This window comes from Lysinibacillus fusiformis (assembly GCF_002845985.1).
In the GTDB taxonomy this organism is placed as follows: domain Bacteria; phylum Bacillota; class Bacilli; order Bacillales_A; family Planococcaceae; genus Lysinibacillus; species Lysinibacillus fusiformis_D.
In genome coordinates, this window is record NZ_PDFK01000003.1 from 243,405 (window position 1) to 264,417 (window position 21,013).

Below are 21,013 nucleotides of genomic sequence, written 5' to 3' on the forward strand. Positions count from 1 at the left end.
ATGGCAGTGATTAAGATTGAACATTTAAGTAAATCATTTGGACGTAACCAAGTGTTAAAAGATGTAAATTTCCAAGTAGAAAAAGGCGAAGTCGTTTGTTTAATTGGCTCTTCTGGTTCTGGTAAATCAACATTACTTCGTTGCATCAATTTATTAGAAACGCCAAGTGGTGGTCAAATTATTTATAAAGGGGAAGACATTTTAGATGATAAGCACAATATTCAAGAATATCGTACACATCTAGGAATGGTATTCCAGCAATTCAATTTATTTAACAATCACAATGTGTTAAACAATTGCACAGTGGGCCAAATCAAAGTATTGAAGCGATCAAAGAAAGAAGCAGAAGAAACGGCGCTTAAATATTTGAATATCGTTGGTATGGATCAATATGTGAACGCCAAGCCTCGTCAGCTTTCAGGGGGGCAAAAGCAGCGTGTGGCTATCGCTCGAGCATTGTCAATGAATCCAGATGTCATGCTATTTGATGAACCGACTTCGGCATTAGACCCAGAAATGGTCGGTGAGGTATTAAAGGTGATGCGACAGTTAGCCACTGAGGGGAATACAATGTTAATCGTGACACATGAGATGGAGTTTGCCAAAGAGGTGGCAGATCGTGTCGTCTTTATGGATAAAGGCATCATTGTCGAGGAAGGCCCGCCATCACAAGTATTAGTAAACCCTCAGCATGAACGGACAAAAGAATTTTTAAAGCGGACATTAAAATAAGCATAGAAAAAGTGAGTCCGATTTATTGGACTCACTTATTTTCTAGAATTCCATTCTGCATAAAGAACAAAGCAGATTGCAAATGCTACAGCAATAATAAAAAACCATTGCGGTACACCACCAAAACTCATCATAACACCTCAAATAGTCATTTTTTTTGGATAGAATAGCTATAGTCTTTCTTTTTTCTCCACAAAAGCCCAAAAATATTATAAAATAAGCAATAGACATTAGCTTCGGCTAGTAAAGAGAGGTAGAGAGAATATGTTACATTTAAAATGGAAAGATGCGCCAACACTACGAACGATAACTTGCAAACATACAAATGCATCAAAATACTTAGTGTCCAATGTATTAACAGTAGGGAAAGAATATGAAGTAAAAAATGAAACAGAAGAGTTCATTTTTATCATCGATAATACAGGTAATGTCGGTGGCTACTATAAAGATTATTTTGAATAACATAAAACAGGGTGGTTCAGATTATATGCTGAGCCACCCCTTTTTTGTTAATCGCGCTGATAGCCTCTGGCACCTGCCACATCTTGTAGCTGTTGTTTTTCTTGTTCAGTTGCTGTATGCAGGGCAAACACATCTTTAATCGCGGTTTGCAGTTCTCGCTGCGTTTCTTTAAATTTCGAAACCTGTTGTTCAAACGATGGACTAGAGAAGCGATCATGTGCCTGAGCTAATCGTTCTTCTAGCTGTGCATAGTGATGATCCATATGCATAGAAAGCATCATCGCCAGCTGATTTTTCCAAAGAGGAATCAAAGTGACAATCGAAAATTCAATTTTTTCCGCTAACGTTTGATTCGCCTGTTGAATCATGCGTATTTGAGGAGCCGTTTGCAGCGCTACTTGCTGTGATACTTGTAAATCATAAATACGTTGATCCAACCTTTCAATTTGTGCGGCAAAGTCATTGAGCTGCTGAATAGCAAGCGGTTGTTTCGTTGCTTGAACACTCGTTATTTGTGTGGGTAACTCAACCTCAATGGCTTGCTGTTTTTTCATTTGACCTGCTGCAATAGCAGTAGCCAGCTCCTCAAAAAATCCACGATTATGAGCATAAAGCGCTTCTAAGTTTTCGACATCCTTGATCAACTGAAGCTGTGCACGCTCTAGCTGAACGCCAATACGTTCCACCTGAATACTAATACGCTCAAATTCTGTTAATGTTTGCTTCACAGTCGGCTCTGTTTTTCCAAAGATTTTTTTGAAAAAGGTTTGTTTCTTTGGTTCTAAAGCCGTCGGGTCTATTCGATCTAACGTGTGCATTAAGGAATCAAGCATTTGACCGATTTTTGAGACGTCCTTTTGCTTCACTTGCGCAAGCATGCGATCAGCAAATTGAGACAGAGCTCGCTGTGAATCTTGCCCAAGGGACAGCAATGATTCAAAATCTGTCAAATCAATTTGACTAGCATAAAGTAAGGCACGACTTTGTGCAAGAGGCGATAGCGTTTCATAAGTCGCCATCGCCTCATTTTGTGGAGTTGTTTCTAAATAGGATTGGACCAGTGGAGAAAGCCCTGGTATGGTATTCAGTTGAAATGCGTGTTCATTTGCTGTCATTTATCGTCCCCTCGCCAATCCAATTGTTCTCTACGTCTAAGATTGGAACGATTTGCAAATTCAATCTCCATTTGTAGGGTATCAATATCATTAGCAAGCGCGTCCTTTAAATCAATTTGAATCGTATCATTTAAATCAGTTAGCGTTTCACGTGTTTTTGATAATGTTAATTGAATTTCTTTATCCTTCACAGGCTGCTTCGAAAGCATTGTATACTTATCCGTTAATTCCACAGCAGAAGGTAAGTGTGCATAGAAAAAGGGCTCTACATTATAAAATTTTCGTGGGTCTGTCTTCACAATTTTGACGATATTTTTAGAAATACGCGTCATTTCAAGTAATTGTTTAAACGCAGATACAGAACGTACGCGTAAATAGTTTTGACTTAATGTTTGAATATGCTTATTAGCTGCTGATAATTGTGTTTCAATATGCTTGAATTCTTCTTTTGTAATACCTGCTATTTGCATGACTTTCTTTTTTTGTCTATGTTTCAGCAACGCTGTACTCGTCGCATAGGAACCCGCAAACAGTAAACCACCAAGGAAGAATCCAGGATTTGCCGCAATTGCTGCGATAGAAACGGTCGTAAGCGAAATAAGAAAGCTGGCAGAATGTCTAGAAAAAAACTGTCCGACACTAAGCATTGTTTCATCCTCCTTGCTTTTCAATATGTCTATCTTCTTATACGAAATAATCGACATAAAGTTTCATTGAAAAATGATCCCTTACATAAATTTTACTGCTATTTGTTAACTTTCTCAATGATAATACATAGAATAAGTGAATTGTTTCTCCAAATGCGTCGATTTTGTCCTCCTAATGAACGATTGTGGCATTGGCATGAGCGATTCAACGGTCATCTCCCCATATCAGTACTAATAACCATTCAAGCGTTAACTAAAACAGTAGCATCCATTCATAAATAGGATGACCCAACCCCAAAAACATTATGAATGGGAACAAAATGATAGGTCTTAGCTCAAGGGCACGTCTTTTTTTAATTGAAACTTTACCCAAATAAATTCGTAAAATAGTTAAAGGGGGAAAGAGCATGACAAAAATTTATATGATGTCGATTACTAAAAATATAGATGAACAAGTATGGGAGCAAAAGGTGATAGAAAAGATCTTTGAGAAAAAATCAAAGCTAAAAGCGTATTTATGCAAAGAGGGATATTTGAAGGAATCCAAAAATTAATATGTGAAAATCAATGAAGCATCTATCTATGTTGCGACGATTCAAAAAATAAAAATTAAATAATCGTCAGAAGTCTGAACGTGGCTTTTTGTTGCCTTTTATAGTTCTTACAATAATGCGGTGTAGTATTAATTTAATAGAAGTAGGAAGAAAGGTATGGAGATTATTTGATGAAGAAAGATATTCAAGAGTTGCTTGATGATCACAATTTATTTGCGAGACAAATTGCTAATGTAAGGTTATCGAATTTATCATTTGATGTATATGAATTTAGAGATAACTATGTTATGCAAGTCGATTTAATATTTGCAGAAAAAAGTCAATTTGATACTATTCAAGAGGCATTTTCAGCGATCTTTAAAAAGGAATTGTTTGATGGAGAGGAGTGGGAAGTTAATGATGACCCAGACCCTTCAGATGAACAATGGATAACGGCGTTAGAAATGGGCTGGATTAATGAGTATTACCCCAAAAAATACAGTTATATGGAGTTAGTGAACAAAGATGATTTTATCAGTAGATTTAAAAATGAGTTAGCATACCTTAATGCTCAAGAGGCCATTGTAAAAGAACTTTTAACTAGATTGAATAATGTCGAAATTATTCAAATAAAAAAGGGACATACATATGATTATATATTTGGAAAATCTGATAGTCATTATTTTTTATTTGAATGGGGAATATATGATTAGTATGTTGTTGACTATTACGAACATTAAATAACGCTCAAATGAAAAGATGTTCCTAGTTTTGGGGAATGTTTCATATCAATGTATGGCGAAAAGGGAATGCTTTCTTTACTCTTTTTGACGTCCCGTATAACAGTACAAAAAAAAGAGCCAGACTAAACAATGTCTGACTCCATACGTACGTATCCTTTTAACTCATCGTACAATTCTAATGAAAATGAATTGGAATCAGCTTGAGGGCTGACGCCTTTTTGGACAAAAAGGAGGAATTCATTAAGCGCTTTTTCAGAGCCTTCTACTTCCACTTCAATTTGCTCTGCGTCATTCAATCGGCAGTAGCCTTTTAACCCTAATTCAATAGCTTTTTGTTTGATGAAAAAACGGTAGCCTGTGCCGTAAACATCACCAAAAAATTTGATACTTGCTCGTTTGTTCAAGGGAATACCTCCTAGCTAATGGGGGAGAGGGATGAGCCTCTCCGTTTATTGCATGACACGTTCTTTTTCTAAATAAGCAATTAAGTTATTAATATAATAAAGAACATGCTTAGATGCCTCATCTACTTCCTTTAAATGGACATCGGCTTGCTCGATATGGCCAGCTTTATGGGCTTCTGCAGCAAGCTTCGCTGATTCATGGACACGTAAATGATAGCCATCCAACTCATGATAGTCCTGTAAATGGCCGAAACGTTCTACTGTCCGTGGCGCTGTGTACCATTTGCCAAGTCGGCAATCTCGATGAGAAGAAACATCGCTTGGTTCCACTTTTTCTAGGCCAAGGAACATATTATAAATGCGCCATTTCCATAAAATATGATCAGCCTTCGATAATTGTAAAAGAGCAATAGATGAAAGCTGCACATTATTGTTGGCAATAATATCATTACGGAAACGGTTAATTTCTTTCCCTAATAAATGAATGTCACTGGATGTATTATGGCTATAATCACGAATATCTTCCTGCAAACTTGAAATTTCAATCATTCTCGCAGAGACTTCATCAATTGCAGCTGCTTGTTGTTGTGAAATGGCTGCTGTATTTGTAACATCTAAATTAATGCCTTCAATCGCATGCACAATGGCATTTAATAATGGTAATGAATCTTTTGCCTCGACAGTAGCTTCTTTAATGATGGCTGTCGTTTCTGTAATGGAATGAGACACATCATTGGAATAACTCTTTAAATGATGAACATTCGCAGATACTTCGCTTAGAGCAGAGACCGTGTTTTCAGCTAGCTTTCGTACTTCTTGTGCTACGACCGCAAAGCCTTTTCCATGTTCACCTGCACGTGCGGCTTCGATGGAGGCATTGAGAGCAAGTAAATTCGTCTGATCTGCAATTTGGTTGATTAACGTGACAACCTGCTCAATATCATTTACCCGCTTTTGCAATTCTGAAAATGATTCTACGATAGAAGTAAACGTTTCTTCCGTTTTAAAAATTTCTGATAAGGCATGCTCAATCGCATTTTTCCCTTGCGTTGCATGGTCAACAGATTCAGTCGTTTTCTCAGATATATGAGAAGACATACGCGCTACCTCATTAATAGAAGCGGCAATCTGTTCTGTTGCAGCAGTGGAGGATTGAATTTCCTCATTTTGTTTATCTAAGCTAAAGACCAAATCTTTCATGTACATAATTTTGGCATTAACATCCATTAAAGAGGATACTTCGCCCACTACATTTTCAATAATGCGTTCCGTCAAGACTTCCACTAATAATTCTTGATCGACATTGACAGCGGATTGGAATGATTTCATAAATTGAAATGCCTTATTCGGCTTGATACCAAAATTGTGTAAAATATATGTCGTAATATAGAATGCGAATTGATTAAATACGACAATTAGTTTACCAGGCTCATATTGATGCTTGCGAAATAGATTGAAAAATTTGACAGTTTCGTCTACATAATTATCATCACGTGTTGCTAAGAAAAATTGTGTTAAGTATTGATTGATATTTTCTTCACTAATGGTTAATTGAGAGGTAGGGGATATCTCGCTTAAATAATGATGAAAAATGGCATTCATGGAGGGGGTAATATCTTTTAGCTTTTGATAGAGTGTCCTCAAATGCTCCTCATCCTGTGAATGAAAATGGTTGAATGCCAGTGTTTGATGGAATCGGCCTGTTGCATGCAAATCCGTACCACGTTTTAGAAGTTCTTCTAACTCTGCTTTAGGTCGAATACTTGAAAACATAAAAATTCCTCCCAAAAAGTATGTATAATAAGGTAATAATAGCATAATTCAGGTGGTTTTAATAGACATTTCAGATGTGTTTGCTAAAATGAAATTATCTAATGACAGCAAGGAATGGGCAAATATGTATACAATTATTTACATGAAAGCGGACTACGAGCCTTGGTGGAAATTTGAAGGCTGGGAAGCTTTTATTCAAACACAAGATACATTTGAAACGAAGGAGCTTTTTGAAAGTGCATTACAGCAAAAATTAGCACACTTTCGTTCCTCTTATGACAATGAAATGACGAAAGAAGGGCAGTATTGGGCTTTTTGGTCTGATGACGAAAGCTTCTATTGTGAGGCTTGTGATGACGATGCACAAGTTTATCATGGCATTATTGCTTGTAAAATCGGAGAGTTGTAAAAAGATTTTGAAATAAAGTAAAAAAACAATTTCTTTATTTGACAAAATTATGAATGGCGGTTATACTTAGGTTAACAATTTAATTGCTTCACCGGAAACATGAATTCACATATTACAAAAAGTGATCGCGTTAGTTCGGTACTCTTTGTAATATGTGAATTTTTTTCATTCCTTGAAGAAATTACATATTGTTCACTTTTATTTTTTGGAGGTTTTCTTAAATGAAACAAGGTACAGTAAAATGGTTTAACTCAGAAAAAGGTTTTGGATTCATCGAAGTTGAAGGTGAAAACGACGTATTCGTACACTTCTCAGCTATCCAAGGCGAAGGTTTCAAAACACTTGACGAAGGTCAAAAAGTGGAATTCGAAGTTGTAGATGGCAACCGCGGACCACAAGCTGCTAACGTAACTAAACTTTAATTCTCAGTAATTAAAAAATACTTTCGTTAAACCCAGACATCCTATGCAAATAGGGTGTCTTTTTTTGTAGCATTTAAAAGTTTAAGGGATTACAAATCATTATTTAGGTTATATATAGAGTAGTGGATAGAATGAGCAAAGTGAAGGATAGCCCGCAAAATTGGAGAGCATCTGAGCAAAGCGGTGGATAGGATAGCAAAAGTAGCGGATAGACTGCGTAAAGCGAAGGATAGCTTTATGAAAGTAGTGGATAGAATCTGTAAAGTGAAGGATAACTCGCAAAAATGGAGAGCATCCGAGCAAAGCGGTGGATAGAATAGCAAAAGTAGCGGATAGACTGCGTAAAGCGAAGGATAGCTTTATGAAAGTAGTGGATAGAATCTTCAAAGCAAAGGATAGCTCGCAAAAATGGAGAGCATCTGAGCAAAGCGGTGGATAGAATAGCAAAAGTAGCGGATAGACTGCGTAAAGCGAAGGATAGCTTTATGAAAGTAGCGGATAGAATCTTCAAAGCAAAGGATAGCTCGCAAAAATGGAGAGCATCTGAGCAAAGCGGTGGATAGGATAGCAAAAGTAGCGGATAGACCACACAAAGCGAAGGATAGCCTGCAAAATTGAAGGGCAACCGTGCTAAGTAGAGAAAAGACTGCACTTAATAGTAGCGAATACCATGGAAAAAATTCTAGATTGTTTGTAATAATGAAGGAGGTAGATGGATTTGCAGAATGTAGAAAAATTGCCTGAGGAACAGGAGCAGCAAGATTTTTATCAGAAGTTGCGTATGAAATTAGTAGCTTTTCTTGGATCGAAGAAGGGGAAAAAGAATAAATTTGCGCCTTATTTAATGTTTGTGCCTGATTTATTTCATTTATTAATTAAAACAGTAACCGATGCGGGTGTAGATAAGAAAAGTCGAGCTTTAATAGGGGCTTCTATTGCGTATTTTGTGCTGCCGATTGATCTGATGCCAGAGGGATTATTAGGCTTTGGTGGCTACTTAGATGATGTGGTGCTGGCGACTTTTGTGATCAATACGATCATCAATAAATTGGGGCCGGAAGTAGTGGAAAAGCATTGGACAGGGGACGATAAGCTGTTACATGTGCTACAAAAAGTTGCAGAAGTGAGTGATGAGGTAGTCAGTAAGATCCCTGTGAAATCACCAATCGCTCAGTTTGTGAAGCAAGAAAGTAAGGATAAATAATAATATTATGTAAACTCTATTCCCCCAAAAAATGAACCTGCTTACCACAAGTTCATTTTTTATGTTGCGCTTCTAATAAATGATGGAGCTGTTGAACGGGTACGAACAGGCCGACACGACCAATCGGCTCATGTTTCATCGTCGCAAAGATAATGCCAATGACCTTCCCCTGTTGGTCGATTACAGGGCTACCACTATTCCCCCGATAAACCGGGGCTTTCAGCATCATAACGGGCTCCTGCCAATCCTCTAATTGAATGGATTCTAGTAGTGTCCCTTCATTCGCAATACCTGTAAATGCGAGAGGGTTACCAATAAAATAAATATGTTCATCCGCAGAAAAAGGTGGATCTTCTGCTAGTGGGAGATAGGGGAGTTGCTCGGCCTCCACTTGTACTAGAGCTAAATCTACTGCTGGATAACTTTCGATTAACGTTGCCTCCATCAATCCCTCGTCTGGAAATACAACAGATAATGAAGTGGCATCTTCTACTACGTGGGCATTGGTGACAATAAGCCCGTCAGGAGAAATGGCAAAACCAGTGCCTTTGCTAGAGCCAGTCGAGATTTCAACGACTGCCTTTTTATAGGTTTGTATATCCTCTTGTGCCGAGAGTCGGGTTGAAACTTTGATGAATTCAATCGCTGGAATGGAATAAATTTGAAAAACTAAGGCGAATGTATTGAAAAATAGGACCATTGCCATGCCCCACACCATCCAACGCACAAGAGGTTTTTGTTTTTTGGGCTTTTTTCCATGAAGCCGTTCTTCTCGTTCTCGTGCTAATGCTTTTTGTTGTACTTCGAGTACGAGCTCAATGAATTCTTCTTCCGTCAATTCTTCTTGCTTGGATGTTGCATTATGTATGTCACTCATATAAGACCCCCTAAGCTAAAATAACAGGTGCCCAAGCTGGACGCCTGTTATCATCAAACTATTCTATTTTTTGCAAGGTGGATGTTACAACAAATGGTTCATCTTGATCTGTCTCCATCGTATCCTCTATGCGAATTAGGCCTATATCTTTCACAAAATATTTGGTCGTCGTCATTTGATCTTTAGAGCGGGTTAGCTGGATCACATCTTGATAAATGTTTGTTCCTGTATCAACAGTGGCGGTCGTTGATTGAATGGTCCAGCCTTGAAAACTTGTCCCAACTTGTAATGGCTTTTGAAGAATTGTTTCCAGTACAGGATAAGAAGCTGCCTCTGCTGCACTTGGCAAACTTGGATTGCTGTCAACTGGTTCCCGATAGACAAGATCAATATTTGTATCCGTTATGCGATAGATTTTTAAGAGAGTCACACCACCATTATCCTCTATTTGTGCAATATGCTGTGGATCGAGATAGGTTGTACGCAGTGTGAAGCTAGCAAACTCATTTCCTTCTCCTTGAAAATAGGCCGTAGACCCATCAGCTGGAAAATAGGAGAGAAGCGATGTTTGTTTCTGCTCAACAGGCTGTTTGTCCTCCGCAGTTGGCGTGGGCTCTACTTTTCCTTCTTCATTACAACCAGTGAGTAAAAATGCAAGAGAAAATACTAGGACAAAGTGTCTCATAGGCATACTCCTTCGCTATTTTCTTTCATTATACGTGAATGCGAGACGTTATACGAGTGATATGAGGTTAATATAAATAATTATATTATGTAAACTATAATCAGAAACTTGTCTCCCATGGGAAAATTAACTATGATAGAAATGAAGTTGAAGAGTGGGGGGCAAAGATATGTATAGACAAATTGATGATTTTTTACAGGAATGGTCGAATGCATCTAAAGGAACACTGCAAGTATTACAGGCTCTAACAGATGATAAGCTAAATCAAAATATTGTGGAGGGCCACAGTACACTTGGCTGGCTAGGCTGGCATTTAGTTGGGGCTGCAGGCTATTTTAGTTATCTGGCAGGCTTAAAGGTGCCAATGATTCGACAAGAAGATCCCGTACCAACGACAGCTGCTGACATTGTGACAGCCTATGAAAATATTGCCAACGGTATTAAAGAGGAAGTGGCAAAGCTTTCTAACGAAGATTTACTAGAGGTAGTCAATGGCTTTACAGCGCCAATGCCAAAAGGGGCTTTATTACGTGTATTGATCGACCATCAAACACATCATCGTGGACAAATGACGGTTCTGCTACGTCAAGCTGGTTTACCAGTACCTGGTGTGATGGGACCAACAAAAGAAATGCAATAATTATTCAAGCGGCAGATAAATCATTTATCTGCTGTATTTCTAAAAATTGACACTTACCTACTAGTAAGTTAGTATAAAACCATGACAAATAGAAAAACGCAAATTATAGAATTATCATTGAAGCATATTCAGGAAAAAGGTTTCACATCATTTAGTTATGACCATTTAGCTAAAGAGCTTGGCGTTACGAAGGCAAGTATTCATTATCATTTTGAAAAGAAAGGAGACTTAGGAGTTGCGGTTTGCGAAAGGATTCAACAAGGGCTAGAAGGGACGTATAAAACGATTCAAGATTCCGCTATACCAGTGGAGGAAAAACCTTTTGCTTTTATTTTGCAACGAGTAAAATGCCTAGAAAAAGAGGGTGTTTGTCCTATTTCAGCTTTACAGGCAGATTATCAAGAATTACCACAACGGATGCAAGACAAGCTACAACAGCTTAGTCAAATGGAAATCGATGTTTTTGTAGCCCTATTGAAGGAAGCCAAACAACAGGGTGCACTCCAAGCGACGGATGATTTAGAGTCTCTAGCCATATTGCTTATTTCTAGTACAAAGGGTGCGTTACAATATAAACGCGTTTTAGGAGAAGCGTTTTTTGTAAAAATGCTGGAGCAATTAAAGGCGTTATTAAAATAATTTTCTAAATAACAAGGAGAGATGTGCATGGTACGAAGAGTCGTTGTGACTGGATATGGTGTTGTATCTCCATTAGGGAATACAGTTTCAGCCCTATGGGAGAATATAAAAACTGGGAAATCAGGAATTCAAAAAATTCAAGGAGAGCAATTCAGCGGTATTAATACGCAAATTGCAGGGACGATTACAGATTTTGACGCAACACAGTATATGGATAAAAAAGAAATCAGTAAGTATGATTTATTTGTGCAATATGCAGTTGCCGCTTCTCAACAAGCTTTAGAGCAAGCCAATTTAAATATGGAGCAGATCGATAAGGAGCGTCTAGGTGTTTATGTTGGCTCAGGCATTGGTGGTATTGAGACGATTTTAGAGAATCATCAGGCAATGCTCGATAATGGGCCTAGAAGGGTGTCCCCATTCATGGTGCCAATGATGATTAGCAATATGGCCGCGGGAATACTAGCGATACAAACAGGCTTTAAAGGGCCAAGCTTTTCACCTGTCTCAGCCTGTGCAACAGGAAACCAAGCGATTGGAGAAGCCTTCTTAGCTATACGACATGGCTATGCGGATGGCATTTTAGCAGGTGGAGCAGAGGCGCCCATCAATCCACTTAGCTTTGCAGGTTTCTCACGAATGAAAGCAATGTCTACCAGAAATGATGAGCCAGCAAAAGCAAGCCGTCCCTTCGACAGTGAGCGAGATGGCTTTGTCATGTCAGAAGGAGCTGGCATCGTATTCTTAGAGGAATATGAACATGCCAAACAAAGGGGCGCAACGATTCTTGGTGAGATTGTAGGCTATGGTGTCACAACAGATGCTTACCACATTACAGCACCTGATTATACGGGCGCTGCCAATGCGATGAAATTAGCCTTAAAAATGGGCGATATAGATGTATCGACTGTCGATTACATTAATGCGCATGGTACTAGTACACCAGAGGGCGATAAATCCGAAACAAAGGCAATTAAAAGTGTCTTTGGCGAACATGCCTATCACTTAAAGGTGAGCTCTACAAAATCGATGACAGGGCATCTCTTTGGAGCGGCTGGGGGCATCGAAGCCATTGTTACATTGAAAAGTATAATGGAAGGCATCATTCCGCCAACCATTAATTACGAAACACCAGATCCAGAGTGTGATTTAAACTATGTGCCGAACAAGGCACTACAACAACCTGTCAATATTGCGTTATCCAATGGTTTTGGCTTTGGGGGCCATAATGCCGTACTAGCGTTTAAAAAGGTGGAGGAATAAAAATCGAGTAATCGTTGATGAAAAGAATGGTAGGAGCATCCAGCTTCTTACCATTCTTTTATTTTTGCCCCTCCTAAGAAATCGTTTCATTCAATAAACCTTTCTTATAATAAATCAATCAAAAGCTATATTATGGTAATTGGAAGAGGTAGAGAATTATCAGCAGAACAAGCAAATCTCCATGTTGTGGGGGAGTGGTTGTATCAGGGGCTTTTCAAGGTTTTGATCAAAACTAGTTATTATCACCTAAACAAAAAATTCTTTCAATCTTTCTTAATCAAATGTCCTTTACCACTGCCTCTAATGCTGGTTTATTTCCGTGGACATCCGAAATAATTGCAATTTTACCCCTCCTAAATCATCTTTTGTATCTTAATAGCATTCTATAAATTATGACAGCATCCGCTACACAAAAAAATCCTCTACCTAATGCTGGTAGAGGATTTTTGGTGGAAATTAGCTTAAGCCTTGGCTGTCTTTCCACTCTAAGAATTCATCATATGTTAATTGTTTATCTAAAATTGAGCCGTCTTCACGGATTTCGATGACACGGTTGGCGATTGTTTGGATAAACTGATGGTCATGTGATGTGAAAATCATGGCACCTTTGAAACGAATTAAGCCTTCGTTCAGTGCTTGAATGGATTCAAGGTCAAGGTGGTTCGTTGGTTCATCAAGTAAAATCACGTTTGCTGTCGCAAGCATCATTTTTGATAACATACAACGAACTTTTTCGCCTCCTGATAGAACAGCAGGGGATTTTTTCACTTCTTCACCAGAGAATAGCATACGTCCTAAGAATCCACGTAGGAAGCTTTCTGTTTCATCGTCTGGAGAATATTGACGTAGCCATTCCACTAATGTTTTCTCAGAACCTTCAAAGTACTTGTCATGATCGTTTTCGAAGTAGCTTTGAGATGTTGTGACACCCCATTTAAATGATCCAGCATCTGCTTCTTTTTCTTCCATTAAGATATCAAGAAGGGCTGTTTTCGCCATTGGGCTACCAAGTAAAACGATTTTGTCTTCTTTGTTCATAGAGAAGCGAATGTCTTTGAATAATGTTGCGCCTTCATGACTTGCTGTCAAATCTTCTACTGTCAGTACATCATTACCGATTTCACGACCGATTTGGAAGTTGATAAATGGATATTTACGGCTTGATGGCTTAATATCATCGAGCTCAATTTTATCCAGCATTTTTTTACGAGATGTTGCTTGTTTTGATTTAGAAGCATTCGCAGAGAAGCGTGCGATAAACGCTTGTAATTCTTTAATTTTTTCTTCTTTTTTCGAATTTTGATCTTGCGCCATTTTTTGCGCTAATTGAGAAGATTCATACCAAAAATCATAGTTACCTACGTATAATTGGATTTTAGAGAAGTCCAAATCCGCAATATGTGTACATACTTTGTTTAAGAAGTGACGGTCATGGGATACTACGATGACTGTATTTTCAAAGTTAATCAGGAATTCCTCTAACCATTGAATCGCCTTTAAGTCAAGGTGGTTGGTAGGCTCATCGAGTAAAAGGACATCAGGCTGACCAAATAGTGCCTGTGCAAGTAAAACTTTGACTTTGTCAGAACCTTCAAGATCGCCCATTAGCATGTAATGAAGATCATCTGAGATACCTAAACCGTTTAATAATGTTGCAGCTTCTGATTCAGCTTCCCAACCGTTTAGCTCGGCAAATTCACCTTCTAGCTCAGCTGCACGCATGCCATCTTCATCTGAGAAGTCTTCCTTCGCATAGATAGCGTCTTTTTCTGTTTTTACGTCATAGAGGCGTTTATTCCCCATAATAACTGTGTCGAGCACTGTATGCTCATCGTATTCAAAGTGGTTTTGTTTTAGGACAGATAAACGTTCGTCCTTGCCCATGGATACGTTACCTTCTTGGGCTTCAATTTCACCAGAAAGGATTTTTAAAAATGTTGATTTACCAGCACCATTTGCCCCAATTAAACCGTAGCAATTTCCTGGTGTGAATTTTATATTTACGTCTTCAAATAGTTTACGATCGCCATAGCGAAGACCTACATTACTAACTTGAATCATGCAAGTTCCTCCTTTTTTCACAATGGCTCTAGTATAGCATGAAATATGTTCCATAGTCTATAAACATTATTAAATCAAGGTTTGGCGTTCTTTCAATAGTTTTTGTTAAACAAAAACTGAATAAAGATACATTTTTAAAATTTTTCTTGCTGTAACTTTCTTTTAGGATGAGACGTCTACATTGTAGTGTGATTAACTGTTTTTGCAAAAGAATAGAAAAATGACATCATTTACCACATGGATATTGTTTGCTTCTTCACAAAGCTATCAACTAAAATAATGCTGATTGTTTACATTCAAGGAAACAACGTCCTGATCATCACTGGTGTGTAGGCACGTCATCCCCGATTTGATTGCTAGCCGATCGTTCCTTTCAATCATCCTAGTTTTCGCAACTAGCATTGTCTAACAGATGGACAAAAAACATCCAATCCTCAAAAAATGATTACATTCATGAGTTTAGGTGAATCCTTTCAAACCAAAGAATTCCGTAGATGAGGCGTTTTAGTTAGCTTTACAGACATGCTTTCATATGGATGCACAGAAAATAGGACATTCAGCTCTTCCAAGAGGCGGAAATGATGATAAAATAAACATGTTTGTGGAAATATTAGTTATCGGAGGTACTTTATGGGTAAGGGCTTATTATGGACAGCCACTTGTGTAATAGTAGTTTTACTTGGGTTTGGAAGCTACTATTTTATAAAAGAAATGACGAACTCTATGGCATACAATAAATTAGTGGATGAGTATAAAAAGCCAGAGCCAATCAAAAATATAGAGACAGAGTATGATGTCATTGTCATTGGTGGTGAACCTGAGGGAGTAGCTGCGGCAGTGGCTGCGGCACGAAATGGTGCTAAAACTTTATTGGTAGAAAAACGACAAGAGTTAGGTGGATTATTTACATACGGTATGTTGAATTTCCTTGATATTCCGCGTGATGGTCGTAACAACTCAATTAGTGAAGGTATTTTTAAGGAATGGCATGAGCTGGTGACAGGGAAAGATGCGTTTGGCATTGTTGGTGCTAAGGCTGCCTTTAAAAAACTGATCGATGAAGAACCTAATTTAACCTTGTCGGTGCAAACCGAGGTCGTGAAAGCGAATGTTCATCAACAACAATTAACGTCAGTGGAATTAAAAAATGAGTACGGTACATATGTAGTGACAGGGAAATCATTTATAGATGCCACGCAGGATGCTGATTTTGCGGCCATGTCCAACGTTCCTTTCTTTGTGGGAGGAGAAGATATTGGCATAAAAGATAAACGCATGGCTGTGACATTAATGTTGCATTTGAAAAATGTCGATTGGGATGAAGTAAAAAAAGCGGCTAAATCCGATGTGTTTGGCGGTGCTAATTTGAATCATACCGTGATGTGGGGCTTTACAAAGCTCCATGATGAATACAAGCCTTTGCAAGAGGGTACACGATTAAGAGGGTTAAACTTAGCTCGTGTAGATGATGAATATTTTATTAATGCATTACAGATTTTTGGTATTGATGGCTTAAATGACAATTCGAAACAAGCTGCTATTGTCGCAGGAAAGAAAGAAACGTTACACATTCTAGAATATTTACAAGCGAATTTTCCAGGGTTTGAAAAGGCTGAAATTATTAGCTATCCAGAGGAACTTTATGTAAGAGAAACGAGACATATTTGGGCGGAATATCAATTAACGATGGCTGACCTGTGGAAAAATAGTGACCAATGGGATAGCATTGGGATTGCTTCTTATCCAGTCGATGTGCAAGCACAAACGCCGCATGATTATGGGTATGTCATTGCAGCGCCAAAGCAGTATGCTATTCCTTTCCGTTCATTAGTACCGAAGGACATTGATGGCTTATTGGTGGTTGGACGCTCTGCAGGGTATTCATCACTGGCGGCAGGTAGTGCGCGCATTGTTCCGACAGGGATGGTGACAGGTGAAGCGGCCGGGACTGCGGCTGCACTAGTCATGAAAGAGGATGTAACCTTTAGAGATATGAGCAAGGATAAACAGTTAATTGCTACGTTAAGAAAACAGCTCGACAAACAGGGAGCATATGTTGATTCATTTTCTATGGAGTACCCATATCAAGGGAAATGGTATGATGAAGCTATTCAAACACTCATTAACTATGGCCTAGTGGTGGGTGGTTATGATAATGATTTAAAAGTGGACAGCCAGGCGACAAAAATAAAGTTTGCTAAAATGTTAAAAGAGAGTATGCTACGAGCTGGTGGAGAAAGTGCAGCAGGTATGAGTGATCAGCTCGAAATTGTCATCAATAAAGTTTATAATAATGGCGAAGAAGCCATTGAACGTGATGAGATGGCTCAATATTTGGCTGACGTCCTCATTGGTGAATCCAATGCGACTAGCTGGGATACATTAAAGGAAAAAGGAATTGTCACTGAAAAAGTAGCAAAGAAAATTTCAGACAATAAGAAATTAAAATTAAAAGAGATGTACGCCATCATGGCTGATGTCATTCATTATGTAGAAAAGAAGCATTCCTCTTCTTGAGGAATGTTTCAGACTGTAGACAAGCTCGAAAAATTTGAGCGTTTGCCTACAGTTTTTTTATTTTACAATAATATAAAGCCGTTGATTTCCACTATGGGCAGCCTCACTCAGTCAGAGATCTCCTTTTGTTTCAAGCAACCTTTACATATAGTGTTAAACGGAAGTATTAAATTTGATCCTTTTGATTTAATCTATAGCTCATGAATGTTAACACTGAGGCTATGAGCGCTAAGATTCCACCAGCCCACGAAAGTTTGTCTAGACTGCCAGAAGCTACGACAAATCCTCCTATTGCAGAACCTAATGCAATCCCCACATTAACAGCAACAGGGGTTAATGAGGATGCAAAGTCTTTTGCAGAGGGAGAATATCTTTCAGCTAAATCCATGAAGTAGAGTTGGACAGTTGCATTAACAGTATATAGCATGACAGCCATTAACATAATAGTCAGTAGCCCTAACCACATAGAGGACATCGTAAAATACAGAGTAAATAAGATAATGGCCTGAATAATGAACGTATAGCGCAATCTACCTAAACCGTTATGCTGAGCAATCTTGCCAGCTAAAAGATTACTAAAGATTGAAAAGAAGCCATAGATTAAGAGAACAATACCTATGTATTTCGTTTCAATACCAAGTTTTTGTTGTAAAATGGGCGTAATAAAAGTATAGATTGTGTATGTTCCAGCAATCGTAAAAACAGGAATGAAGAATGCTAGAATGATTTTAGGTTGCTTAAATAAACTTAATTGCTCTGATAGTGAACTTTTTGTTGCTTTGATATTTCGAGGTAGCACAAACATGCTGATGATAAAGGCAATCCCGCCTAAAGCTGCCGTTAACCAAAATGTCATGTGCCAATTACTCCATTGTCCAACCATTGTTCCTAGAGGTACACCCATGACGTTGGCAATGGTAAAGCCCACAAATATGAAAGCAATGATAGAGGATCTTTTTTCTTTTGGCATACTATCATTCGCTATGGACATGGCTAATGCTGTAAGTACGCCGCTGACAACAGCCGTAACAACTCTGGAAGTTATTAAAATACCATAGGAACTAGAGAGGGCACTTACAATATTTCCAAGTATAAAGAGGGAAATCAATACTAACATGAGTGGATATTTTGCAAATCTACTAACAAAACCGGTTAAGATGGGTGTACCAATCGCATAGGCGATAGCAAATCCAGAAATCAAGGAACCAGCTGTGGCAATTGGTATACTTAAATCTGTAGAGACCTCCGTTAATAATCCTACAATAACAAATTCACTTGTTCCCATGACAAACGTTAATAAGGTTAATGTGAAGGCTAAAATTTTATGTTTATTGCTAAATGCATTTTCTTTATTCATAATCAAAAAACATCACTCCTTTATATCAATATATCGAGAAATTTCGATGTATTGTGCAAATGTATACGAAACCTAATAACTGTAACGTATCTATTTATCGTGAATAATCGATATGGCATTTTAAACAGAAACCCAATTTTAATCATTTTGGGTATCTGATACAAGAAACGAGGCAATTTGATGAATCGTTTCTTCTTTTAATTTATAATATGTCCATTGACCATGACGAAAAGATTCGAGAAGTCCAGCCTTTTGCATCATATTTAAGTAGTGAGAAACGGTTGATTGAGAAGTTTTAGCTTTCTCCTGAATATCACCAACACATACGCCTCCTTCGATACTCACTTTTGGGAAATGTTCCTCAGGTTCCTTCAGCCACTGTAAGATGTTTAGCCTAGTCTCGTTTGATAACGCTTTGAAAATTTCAATTGGTTCCATATCGCAATAATATATCGAATTATCTCGATATGTCAATTGCTAAGTACCAACATTATATTTAAAAAATGGTTGACGCCAATAAGGAAGTCCTGTAATATATGTCAAAATCATAGAAAAATTCGATGAAGAAGAGAGTAATTGATGGACAACTGGCAAGCGAGTTAGGGTTGGTGTGAGCCTAATGCAGAACCCATGAATGAAGCGCACTTTGGAGAAGATTCTCGAACAAGTAGTAGAGAATAGCGGGGCGTCACCTCGTTAACAATGGAAAGTGGTCATATTAAATGGCAACTAGAGTGGTACCACGGGATTATGATGCTCTCGTCTCTAATTTTAGAGACGGGGGCTTTTTTATTTGGACAGGAGGAGGATCAAGATGAATAAAAAAATCGCTGAAAGTATGGCAGAAGTAGTAAATCATCAATTAACAGCAGATGATATTGCGTCATTATTAGAAAAACCAAAAAGCTCGGAGCTAGGGGACGTGGCATTTCCTTGTTTTACCTTAGCAAAAAGATGGAAAAAGTCACCACAAACTATTGCAGCGGATATAGCAAGTCAATTAAACAATGACAATATCCAGCGTGTGCAAGCTGTTGGAGGCTATGTCAATATTTTTCTAGATCAACAAAAAGTGACGCAACAAGTGCTAAGCAACATCATGCAAGCAAAACAATCATATGGAACTAATCAAACGGGGATGGGAGCTGTCGTCCTAGATTTTTCATCTCCTAATATTGCGAAGCCATTCTCGATGGGGCATTTACGTTCAACAGTCATTGGGAATGCTTTAGCCAATATGGCAGAAAAAAATGGTTATCAAGCGATTCGCATCAATCATTTAGGGGACTGGGGTACACAGTTCGGTAAGCTTATTGTGGCTTATCAATATTGGGGTGATAAGCAAGCCATTACAGCGTCACCAATTGAGGAGCTATTAAAGATTTATGTGCAGTTTCATGAAGAGGCAGAGCAAGACCCAGCACTGATTGAACAGGCACGTGCCGCCTTTAAAGCGTTGGAGGATGGCGATGCAGAGGCACTGGCATTATGGCAATGGTTCCGAGATGTATCATTAGTAGAATTTCAATCAATATACGAGTTGCTAGGAATTCACTTTGATGCTTTTACAGGAGAAGCCTTTTACAATGACAAAATGATGCCTGTTGTGACAGAACTACAAGAAAAAGGGCTCCTAGTGGAATCAGATGGGGCGTATGTTGTGGAGATGGAGGAAATGCCCCCATGCTTAATGACGAAAACAGATGGAGCCACGCTTTATGCGACACGCGATTTAGCTGCTGCCCTGTATCGCCAACAGCATTACCAGCCAGAAAAGATTTTCTACGTTGTTGGCAATGAGCAATCCCTCCATTTTAAACAACTTTTTCAAGTCATCGAAAAAATGGGCTATGCTTGGGCCAAAAATCTACAGCACGTCCCATTTGGGATGATGCTCAAGGATGGCAAAAAAATGTCGACCCGTAAAGGCAAAGTGGTGTTATTAGCAGATGTGCTAGCAGAGGCCATTGCGACGGCGAAGCGTAATATCGAAGAGAAAAATCCCCATCTTCCTAACAAGGAGCGAGTAGCCCAGCAAGTTGGGGTTGGCGCAGTTATATTTAATGATTTGAAATACCATCGCCTCAATGATATTGAATTTTCGATCGAGCAAATGATGAATTTTGAAGGTGAAACAGGTCCTTATGTACAGTATACGTATGCCCGTCTTTGCTCCATTTTAGAAAAAGCAAACGCCCCAGCTGAAGTGATGACCTTCCAGCCATTAGGAGAGCAGGCTTGGCCAATTGTTTTATTACTGGAGCAGTTTCCGAAAGTGGTAGCTACGTCTTTTGATCAGGCTGACCCGTCCCAAATAGCGAAATATGCCTTACAATTGGCCCGTTTATTGAATAAATATTATGCCCAACAGAAAATATTAGCGGATGATGAATATCAAGCGTCACGTCTAGCACTTTGTTCATGTGTTGCGATTGTCTTAAAAGAATCATTCGCCTTATTGGGCATTGAATTACCTGAAAATATGTGACATCTACTGAATCAAGATAAAAAATAGCCATTTTCAAGAAAC

At 38.5% G+C, this 21,013-nt stretch carries 24 protein-coding genes and 1 other annotated feature; of the genes, 15 read left to right on the forward strand and 9 right to left on the reverse strand.

The features are described 5' to 3' along the window. Positions 1-732, forward strand: coding sequence for an amino acid ABC transporter ATP-binding protein (locus CRI88_RS11885; protein ID WP_036126028.1), 732 nt, complete (start codon positions 1-3; stop codon positions 730-732). A gap of 264 nt (positions 733-996) precedes the next feature. Further along, the gene (locus CRI88_RS11890; protein ID WP_036126026.1) at positions 997-1,194 is read left to right on the forward strand and encodes a DUF6501 family protein; all 198 of its coding nucleotides are present in this window, start codon (positions 997-999) and stop codon (positions 1,192-1,194) included. A gap of 47 nt (positions 1,195-1,241) precedes the next feature. Here CRI88_RS11890 and CRI88_RS11895 read toward each other — a convergent pair whose 3' ends face one another. Continuing rightward, a complete protein-coding gene (locus CRI88_RS11895; RefSeq protein WP_058844434.1) occupies positions 1,242-2,309 on the reverse strand; it encodes a toxic anion resistance protein in 1,068 nt (355 codons plus the stop codon). Further along, complete coding sequence (locus CRI88_RS11900; protein ID WP_036126015.1) at positions 2,306-2,956, reverse strand: 5-bromo-4-chloroindolyl phosphate hydrolysis family protein; 651 nt, start codon at positions 2,954-2,956, stop codon at positions 2,306-2,308. Before CRI88_RS11900 ends, CRI88_RS11895 begins: the two co-directional genes overlap by 4 nt. A gap of 407 nt (positions 2,957-3,363) precedes the next feature. Here CRI88_RS11900 and CRI88_RS11905 point away from each other — a divergent pair, with 407 nt between their 5' ends. Further along, entirely contained in the window at positions 3,364-3,510 is a 147-nt protein-coding gene (locus CRI88_RS11905; RefSeq protein WP_231745069.1) for a hypothetical protein, read from the forward strand. A gap of 170 nt (positions 3,511-3,680) precedes the next feature. Next, positions 3,681-4,202, forward strand: a complete 522-nt coding sequence (locus CRI88_RS11910; protein WP_058844433.1) for a hypothetical protein — start codon at positions 3,681-3,683, stop codon at positions 4,200-4,202. Positions 4,203-4,354: 152 nt separating this feature from the next. Here CRI88_RS11910 and CRI88_RS11915 read toward each other — a convergent pair whose 3' ends face one another. Continuing rightward, complete coding sequence (locus tag CRI88_RS11915) at positions 4,355-4,636, reverse strand: acylphosphatase (protein WP_036126007.1); 282 nt, start codon at positions 4,634-4,636, stop codon at positions 4,355-4,357. 45 nt (positions 4,637-4,681) lie between these two features. Beyond that, positions 4,682-6,409 (reverse strand): methyl-accepting chemotaxis protein, encoded by a 1,728-nt coding sequence (locus CRI88_RS11920; protein WP_036126005.1) that lies wholly within the window; start codon positions 6,407-6,409, stop codon positions 4,682-4,684. An 88-nt stretch (positions 6,410-6,497) separates the two neighbouring features. Between CRI88_RS11920 and CRI88_RS11925 the strand changes: the two genes are divergently transcribed. The 5 genes from CRI88_RS11925 (at position 6,498) to CRI88_RS11935 (ending at position 8,444) form a co-directional block, all read left to right on the forward strand. Then, positions 6,498-6,818: a DUF1033 family protein gene (locus CRI88_RS11925; protein ID WP_230593917.1), complete on the forward strand. Its 321-nt coding sequence runs from the start codon at positions 6,498-6,500 to the stop codon at positions 6,816-6,818. 221 nt (positions 6,819-7,039) lie between these two features. Then, the gene (locus tag CRI88_RS11930) at positions 7,040-7,240 is read left to right on the forward strand and encodes a cold-shock protein (RefSeq protein ID WP_004230088.1); all 201 of its coding nucleotides are present in this window, start codon (positions 7,040-7,042) and stop codon (positions 7,238-7,240) included. A 307-nt stretch (positions 7,241-7,547) separates the two neighbouring features. Beyond that, positions 7,548-7,679: a hypothetical protein gene (locus CRI88_RS22860; protein ID WP_255358813.1), complete on the forward strand. Its 132-nt coding sequence runs from the start codon at positions 7,548-7,550 to the stop codon at positions 7,677-7,679. Beyond that, positions 7,672-7,803 (forward strand): hypothetical protein, encoded by a 132-nt coding sequence (locus CRI88_RS22865; RefSeq protein ID WP_256375538.1) that lies wholly within the window; start codon positions 7,672-7,674, stop codon positions 7,801-7,803. Before CRI88_RS22860 ends, CRI88_RS22865 begins: the two co-directional genes overlap by 8 nt. Before the next feature lie 149 nt (positions 7,804-7,952). Continuing rightward, the gene (locus CRI88_RS11935; protein WP_089933600.1) at positions 7,953-8,444 is read left to right on the forward strand and encodes a YkvA family protein; all 492 of its coding nucleotides are present in this window, start codon (positions 7,953-7,955) and stop codon (positions 8,442-8,444) included. Between the two features lie 52 nt (positions 8,445-8,496). Here CRI88_RS11935 and CRI88_RS11940 read toward each other — a convergent pair whose 3' ends face one another. Then, on the reverse strand, positions 8,497-9,321 hold the full coding sequence (locus CRI88_RS11940; RefSeq protein WP_101966644.1) for a S1 family peptidase: 825 nt from the start codon (positions 9,319-9,321) through the stop codon (positions 8,497-8,499). Between the two features lie 58 nt (positions 9,322-9,379). Then, entirely contained in the window at positions 9,380-10,006 is a 627-nt protein-coding gene (locus CRI88_RS11945; protein ID WP_089933593.1) for a hypothetical protein, read from the reverse strand. A gap of 169 nt (positions 10,007-10,175) precedes the next feature. Here CRI88_RS11945 and CRI88_RS11950 point away from each other — a divergent pair, with 169 nt between their 5' ends. The 3 genes from CRI88_RS11950 (at position 10,176) to fabF (ending at position 12,548) form a co-directional block, all read left to right on the forward strand. Next, positions 10,176-10,646 carry a DinB family protein gene (locus CRI88_RS11950; protein ID WP_036125994.1) on the forward strand — a complete coding sequence of 157 codons (471 nt, stop codon included), beginning with the start codon at positions 10,176-10,178 and terminating at the stop codon, positions 10,644-10,646. A gap of 81 nt (positions 10,647-10,727) precedes the next feature. After that, positions 10,728-11,285, forward strand: a complete 558-nt coding sequence (locus CRI88_RS11955) for a TetR/AcrR family transcriptional regulator (RefSeq protein ID WP_089933590.1) — start codon at positions 10,728-10,730, stop codon at positions 11,283-11,285. 27 nt (positions 11,286-11,312) lie between these two features. Continuing rightward, on the forward strand, positions 11,313-12,548 hold the full coding sequence (gene fabF / locus CRI88_RS11960) for a beta-ketoacyl-ACP synthase II (RefSeq protein ID WP_089933587.1): 1,236 nt from the start codon (positions 11,313-11,315) through the stop codon (positions 12,546-12,548). A gap of 456 nt (positions 12,549-13,004) precedes the next feature. Here the strand turns inward: fabF and CRI88_RS11965 are convergent, their stop codons facing one another. Then, on the reverse strand, positions 13,005-14,609 hold the full coding sequence (locus tag CRI88_RS11965; RefSeq protein ID WP_036125988.1) for an ABC-F family ATP-binding cassette domain-containing protein: 1,605 nt from the start codon (positions 14,607-14,609) through the stop codon (positions 13,005-13,007). A 532-nt stretch (positions 14,610-15,141) separates the two neighbouring features. Between CRI88_RS11965 and CRI88_RS22870 the strand changes: the two genes are divergently transcribed. Both CRI88_RS22870 and CRI88_RS11970 read left to right on the forward strand, forming a co-directional pair. Further along, a complete protein-coding gene (locus CRI88_RS22870; RefSeq protein WP_255358812.1) occupies positions 15,142-15,276 on the forward strand; it encodes a hypothetical protein in 135 nt (44 codons plus the stop codon). Beyond that, on the forward strand, positions 15,240-17,126 hold the full coding sequence (locus CRI88_RS11970; protein WP_036125984.1) for an FAD-dependent oxidoreductase: 1,887 nt from the start codon (positions 15,240-15,242) through the stop codon (positions 17,124-17,126). Before CRI88_RS22870 ends, CRI88_RS11970 begins: the two co-directional genes overlap by 37 nt. Positions 17,127-17,292: 166 nt before the next feature. Here the strand turns inward: CRI88_RS11970 and CRI88_RS11975 are convergent, their stop codons facing one another. After that, entirely contained in the window at positions 17,293-18,483 is a 1,191-nt protein-coding gene (locus tag CRI88_RS11975) for an MFS transporter (protein ID WP_089933664.1), read from the reverse strand. Between the two features lie 138 nt (positions 18,484-18,621). After that, positions 18,622-18,921, reverse strand: coding sequence for an ArsR/SmtB family transcription factor (locus CRI88_RS11980; RefSeq protein ID WP_036125983.1), 300 nt, complete (start codon positions 18,919-18,921; stop codon positions 18,622-18,624). A 113-nt stretch (positions 18,922-19,034) separates the two neighbouring features. Further along, positions 19,035-19,253, forward strand: a binding site (T-box leader). A gap of 44 nt (positions 19,254-19,297) precedes the next feature. Here CRI88_RS11980 and argS point away from each other — a divergent pair. Beyond that, on the forward strand, positions 19,298-20,971 hold the full coding sequence (gene argS / locus CRI88_RS11985; protein ID WP_089933581.1) for an arginine--tRNA ligase: 1,674 nt from the start codon (positions 19,298-19,300) through the stop codon (positions 20,969-20,971). Positions 20,972-21,013: the final 42 nt, after the last annotated feature.

Excerpts from the sequence above, each read along its gene's own strand:
- CRI88_RS11885 (WP_036126028.1), top strand. The coding sequence starts at position 1 with ATGGCAGTGATTAAGATTGAACATTTAAGTAAATCATTTGGACGTAAC.
- CRI88_RS11890 (WP_036126026.1), top strand. The coding sequence starts at position 997 with ATGTTACATTTAAAATGGAAAGATGCGCCAACACTACGAACGATAACT.
- CRI88_RS11895 (WP_058844434.1), bottom strand. The coding sequence starts at position 2,309 with ATGACAGCAAATGAACACGCATTTCAACTGAATACCATACCAGGGCTT.
- CRI88_RS11900 (WP_036126015.1), bottom strand. The coding sequence starts at position 2,956 with ATGCTTAGTGTCGGACAGTTTTTTTCTAGACATTCTGCCAGCTTTCTT.
- CRI88_RS11905 (WP_231745069.1), top strand. The coding sequence starts at position 3,364 with ATGACAAAAATTTATATGATGTCGATTACTAAAAATATAGATGAACAA.
- CRI88_RS11910 (WP_058844433.1), top strand. The coding sequence starts at position 3,681 with ATGAAGAAAGATATTCAAGAGTTGCTTGATGATCACAATTTATTTGCG.
- CRI88_RS11920 (WP_036126005.1), bottom strand. The coding sequence starts at position 6,409 with ATGTTTTCAAGTATTCGACCTAAAGCAGAGTTAGAAGAACTTCTAAAA.
- CRI88_RS11925 (WP_230593917.1), top strand. The coding sequence starts at position 6,498 with ATGAAATTATCTAATGACAGCAAGGAATGGGCAAATATGTATACAATT.
- CRI88_RS11930 (WP_004230088.1), top strand. The coding sequence starts at position 7,040 with ATGAAACAAGGTACAGTAAAATGGTTTAACTCAGAAAAAGGTTTTGGA.
- CRI88_RS11935 (WP_089933600.1), top strand. The coding sequence starts at position 7,953 with ATGGATTTGCAGAATGTAGAAAAATTGCCTGAGGAACAGGAGCAGCAA.
- CRI88_RS11940 (WP_101966644.1), bottom strand. The coding sequence starts at position 9,321 with ATGAGTGACATACATAATGCAACATCCAAGCAAGAAGAATTGACGGAA.
- CRI88_RS11945 (WP_089933593.1), bottom strand. The coding sequence starts at position 10,006 with ATGAGACACTTTGTCCTAGTATTTTCTCTTGCATTTTTACTCACTGGT.
- CRI88_RS11950 (WP_036125994.1), top strand. The coding sequence starts at position 10,176 with ATGTATAGACAAATTGATGATTTTTTACAGGAATGGTCGAATGCATCT.
- CRI88_RS11955 (WP_089933590.1), top strand. The coding sequence starts at position 10,728 with ATGACAAATAGAAAAACGCAAATTATAGAATTATCATTGAAGCATATT.
- fabF (WP_089933587.1), top strand. The coding sequence starts at position 11,313 with ATGGTACGAAGAGTCGTTGTGACTGGATATGGTGTTGTATCTCCATTA.
- CRI88_RS11965 (WP_036125988.1), bottom strand. The coding sequence starts at position 14,609 with ATGATTCAAGTTAGTAATGTAGGTCTTCGCTATGGCGATCGTAAACTA.
- CRI88_RS22870 (WP_255358812.1), top strand. The coding sequence starts at position 15,142 with ATGGATGCACAGAAAATAGGACATTCAGCTCTTCCAAGAGGCGGAAAT.
- CRI88_RS11970 (WP_036125984.1), top strand. The coding sequence starts at position 15,240 with ATGGGTAAGGGCTTATTATGGACAGCCACTTGTGTAATAGTAGTTTTA.
- CRI88_RS11975 (WP_089933664.1), bottom strand. The coding sequence starts at position 18,483 with ATGAATAAAGAAAATGCATTTAGCAATAAACATAAAATTTTAGCCTTC.
- CRI88_RS11980 (WP_036125983.1), bottom strand. The coding sequence starts at position 18,921 with ATGGAACCAATTGAAATTTTCAAAGCGTTATCAAACGAGACTAGGCTA.
- argS (WP_089933581.1), top strand. The coding sequence starts at position 19,298 with ATGAATAAAAAAATCGCTGAAAGTATGGCAGAAGTAGTAAATCATCAA.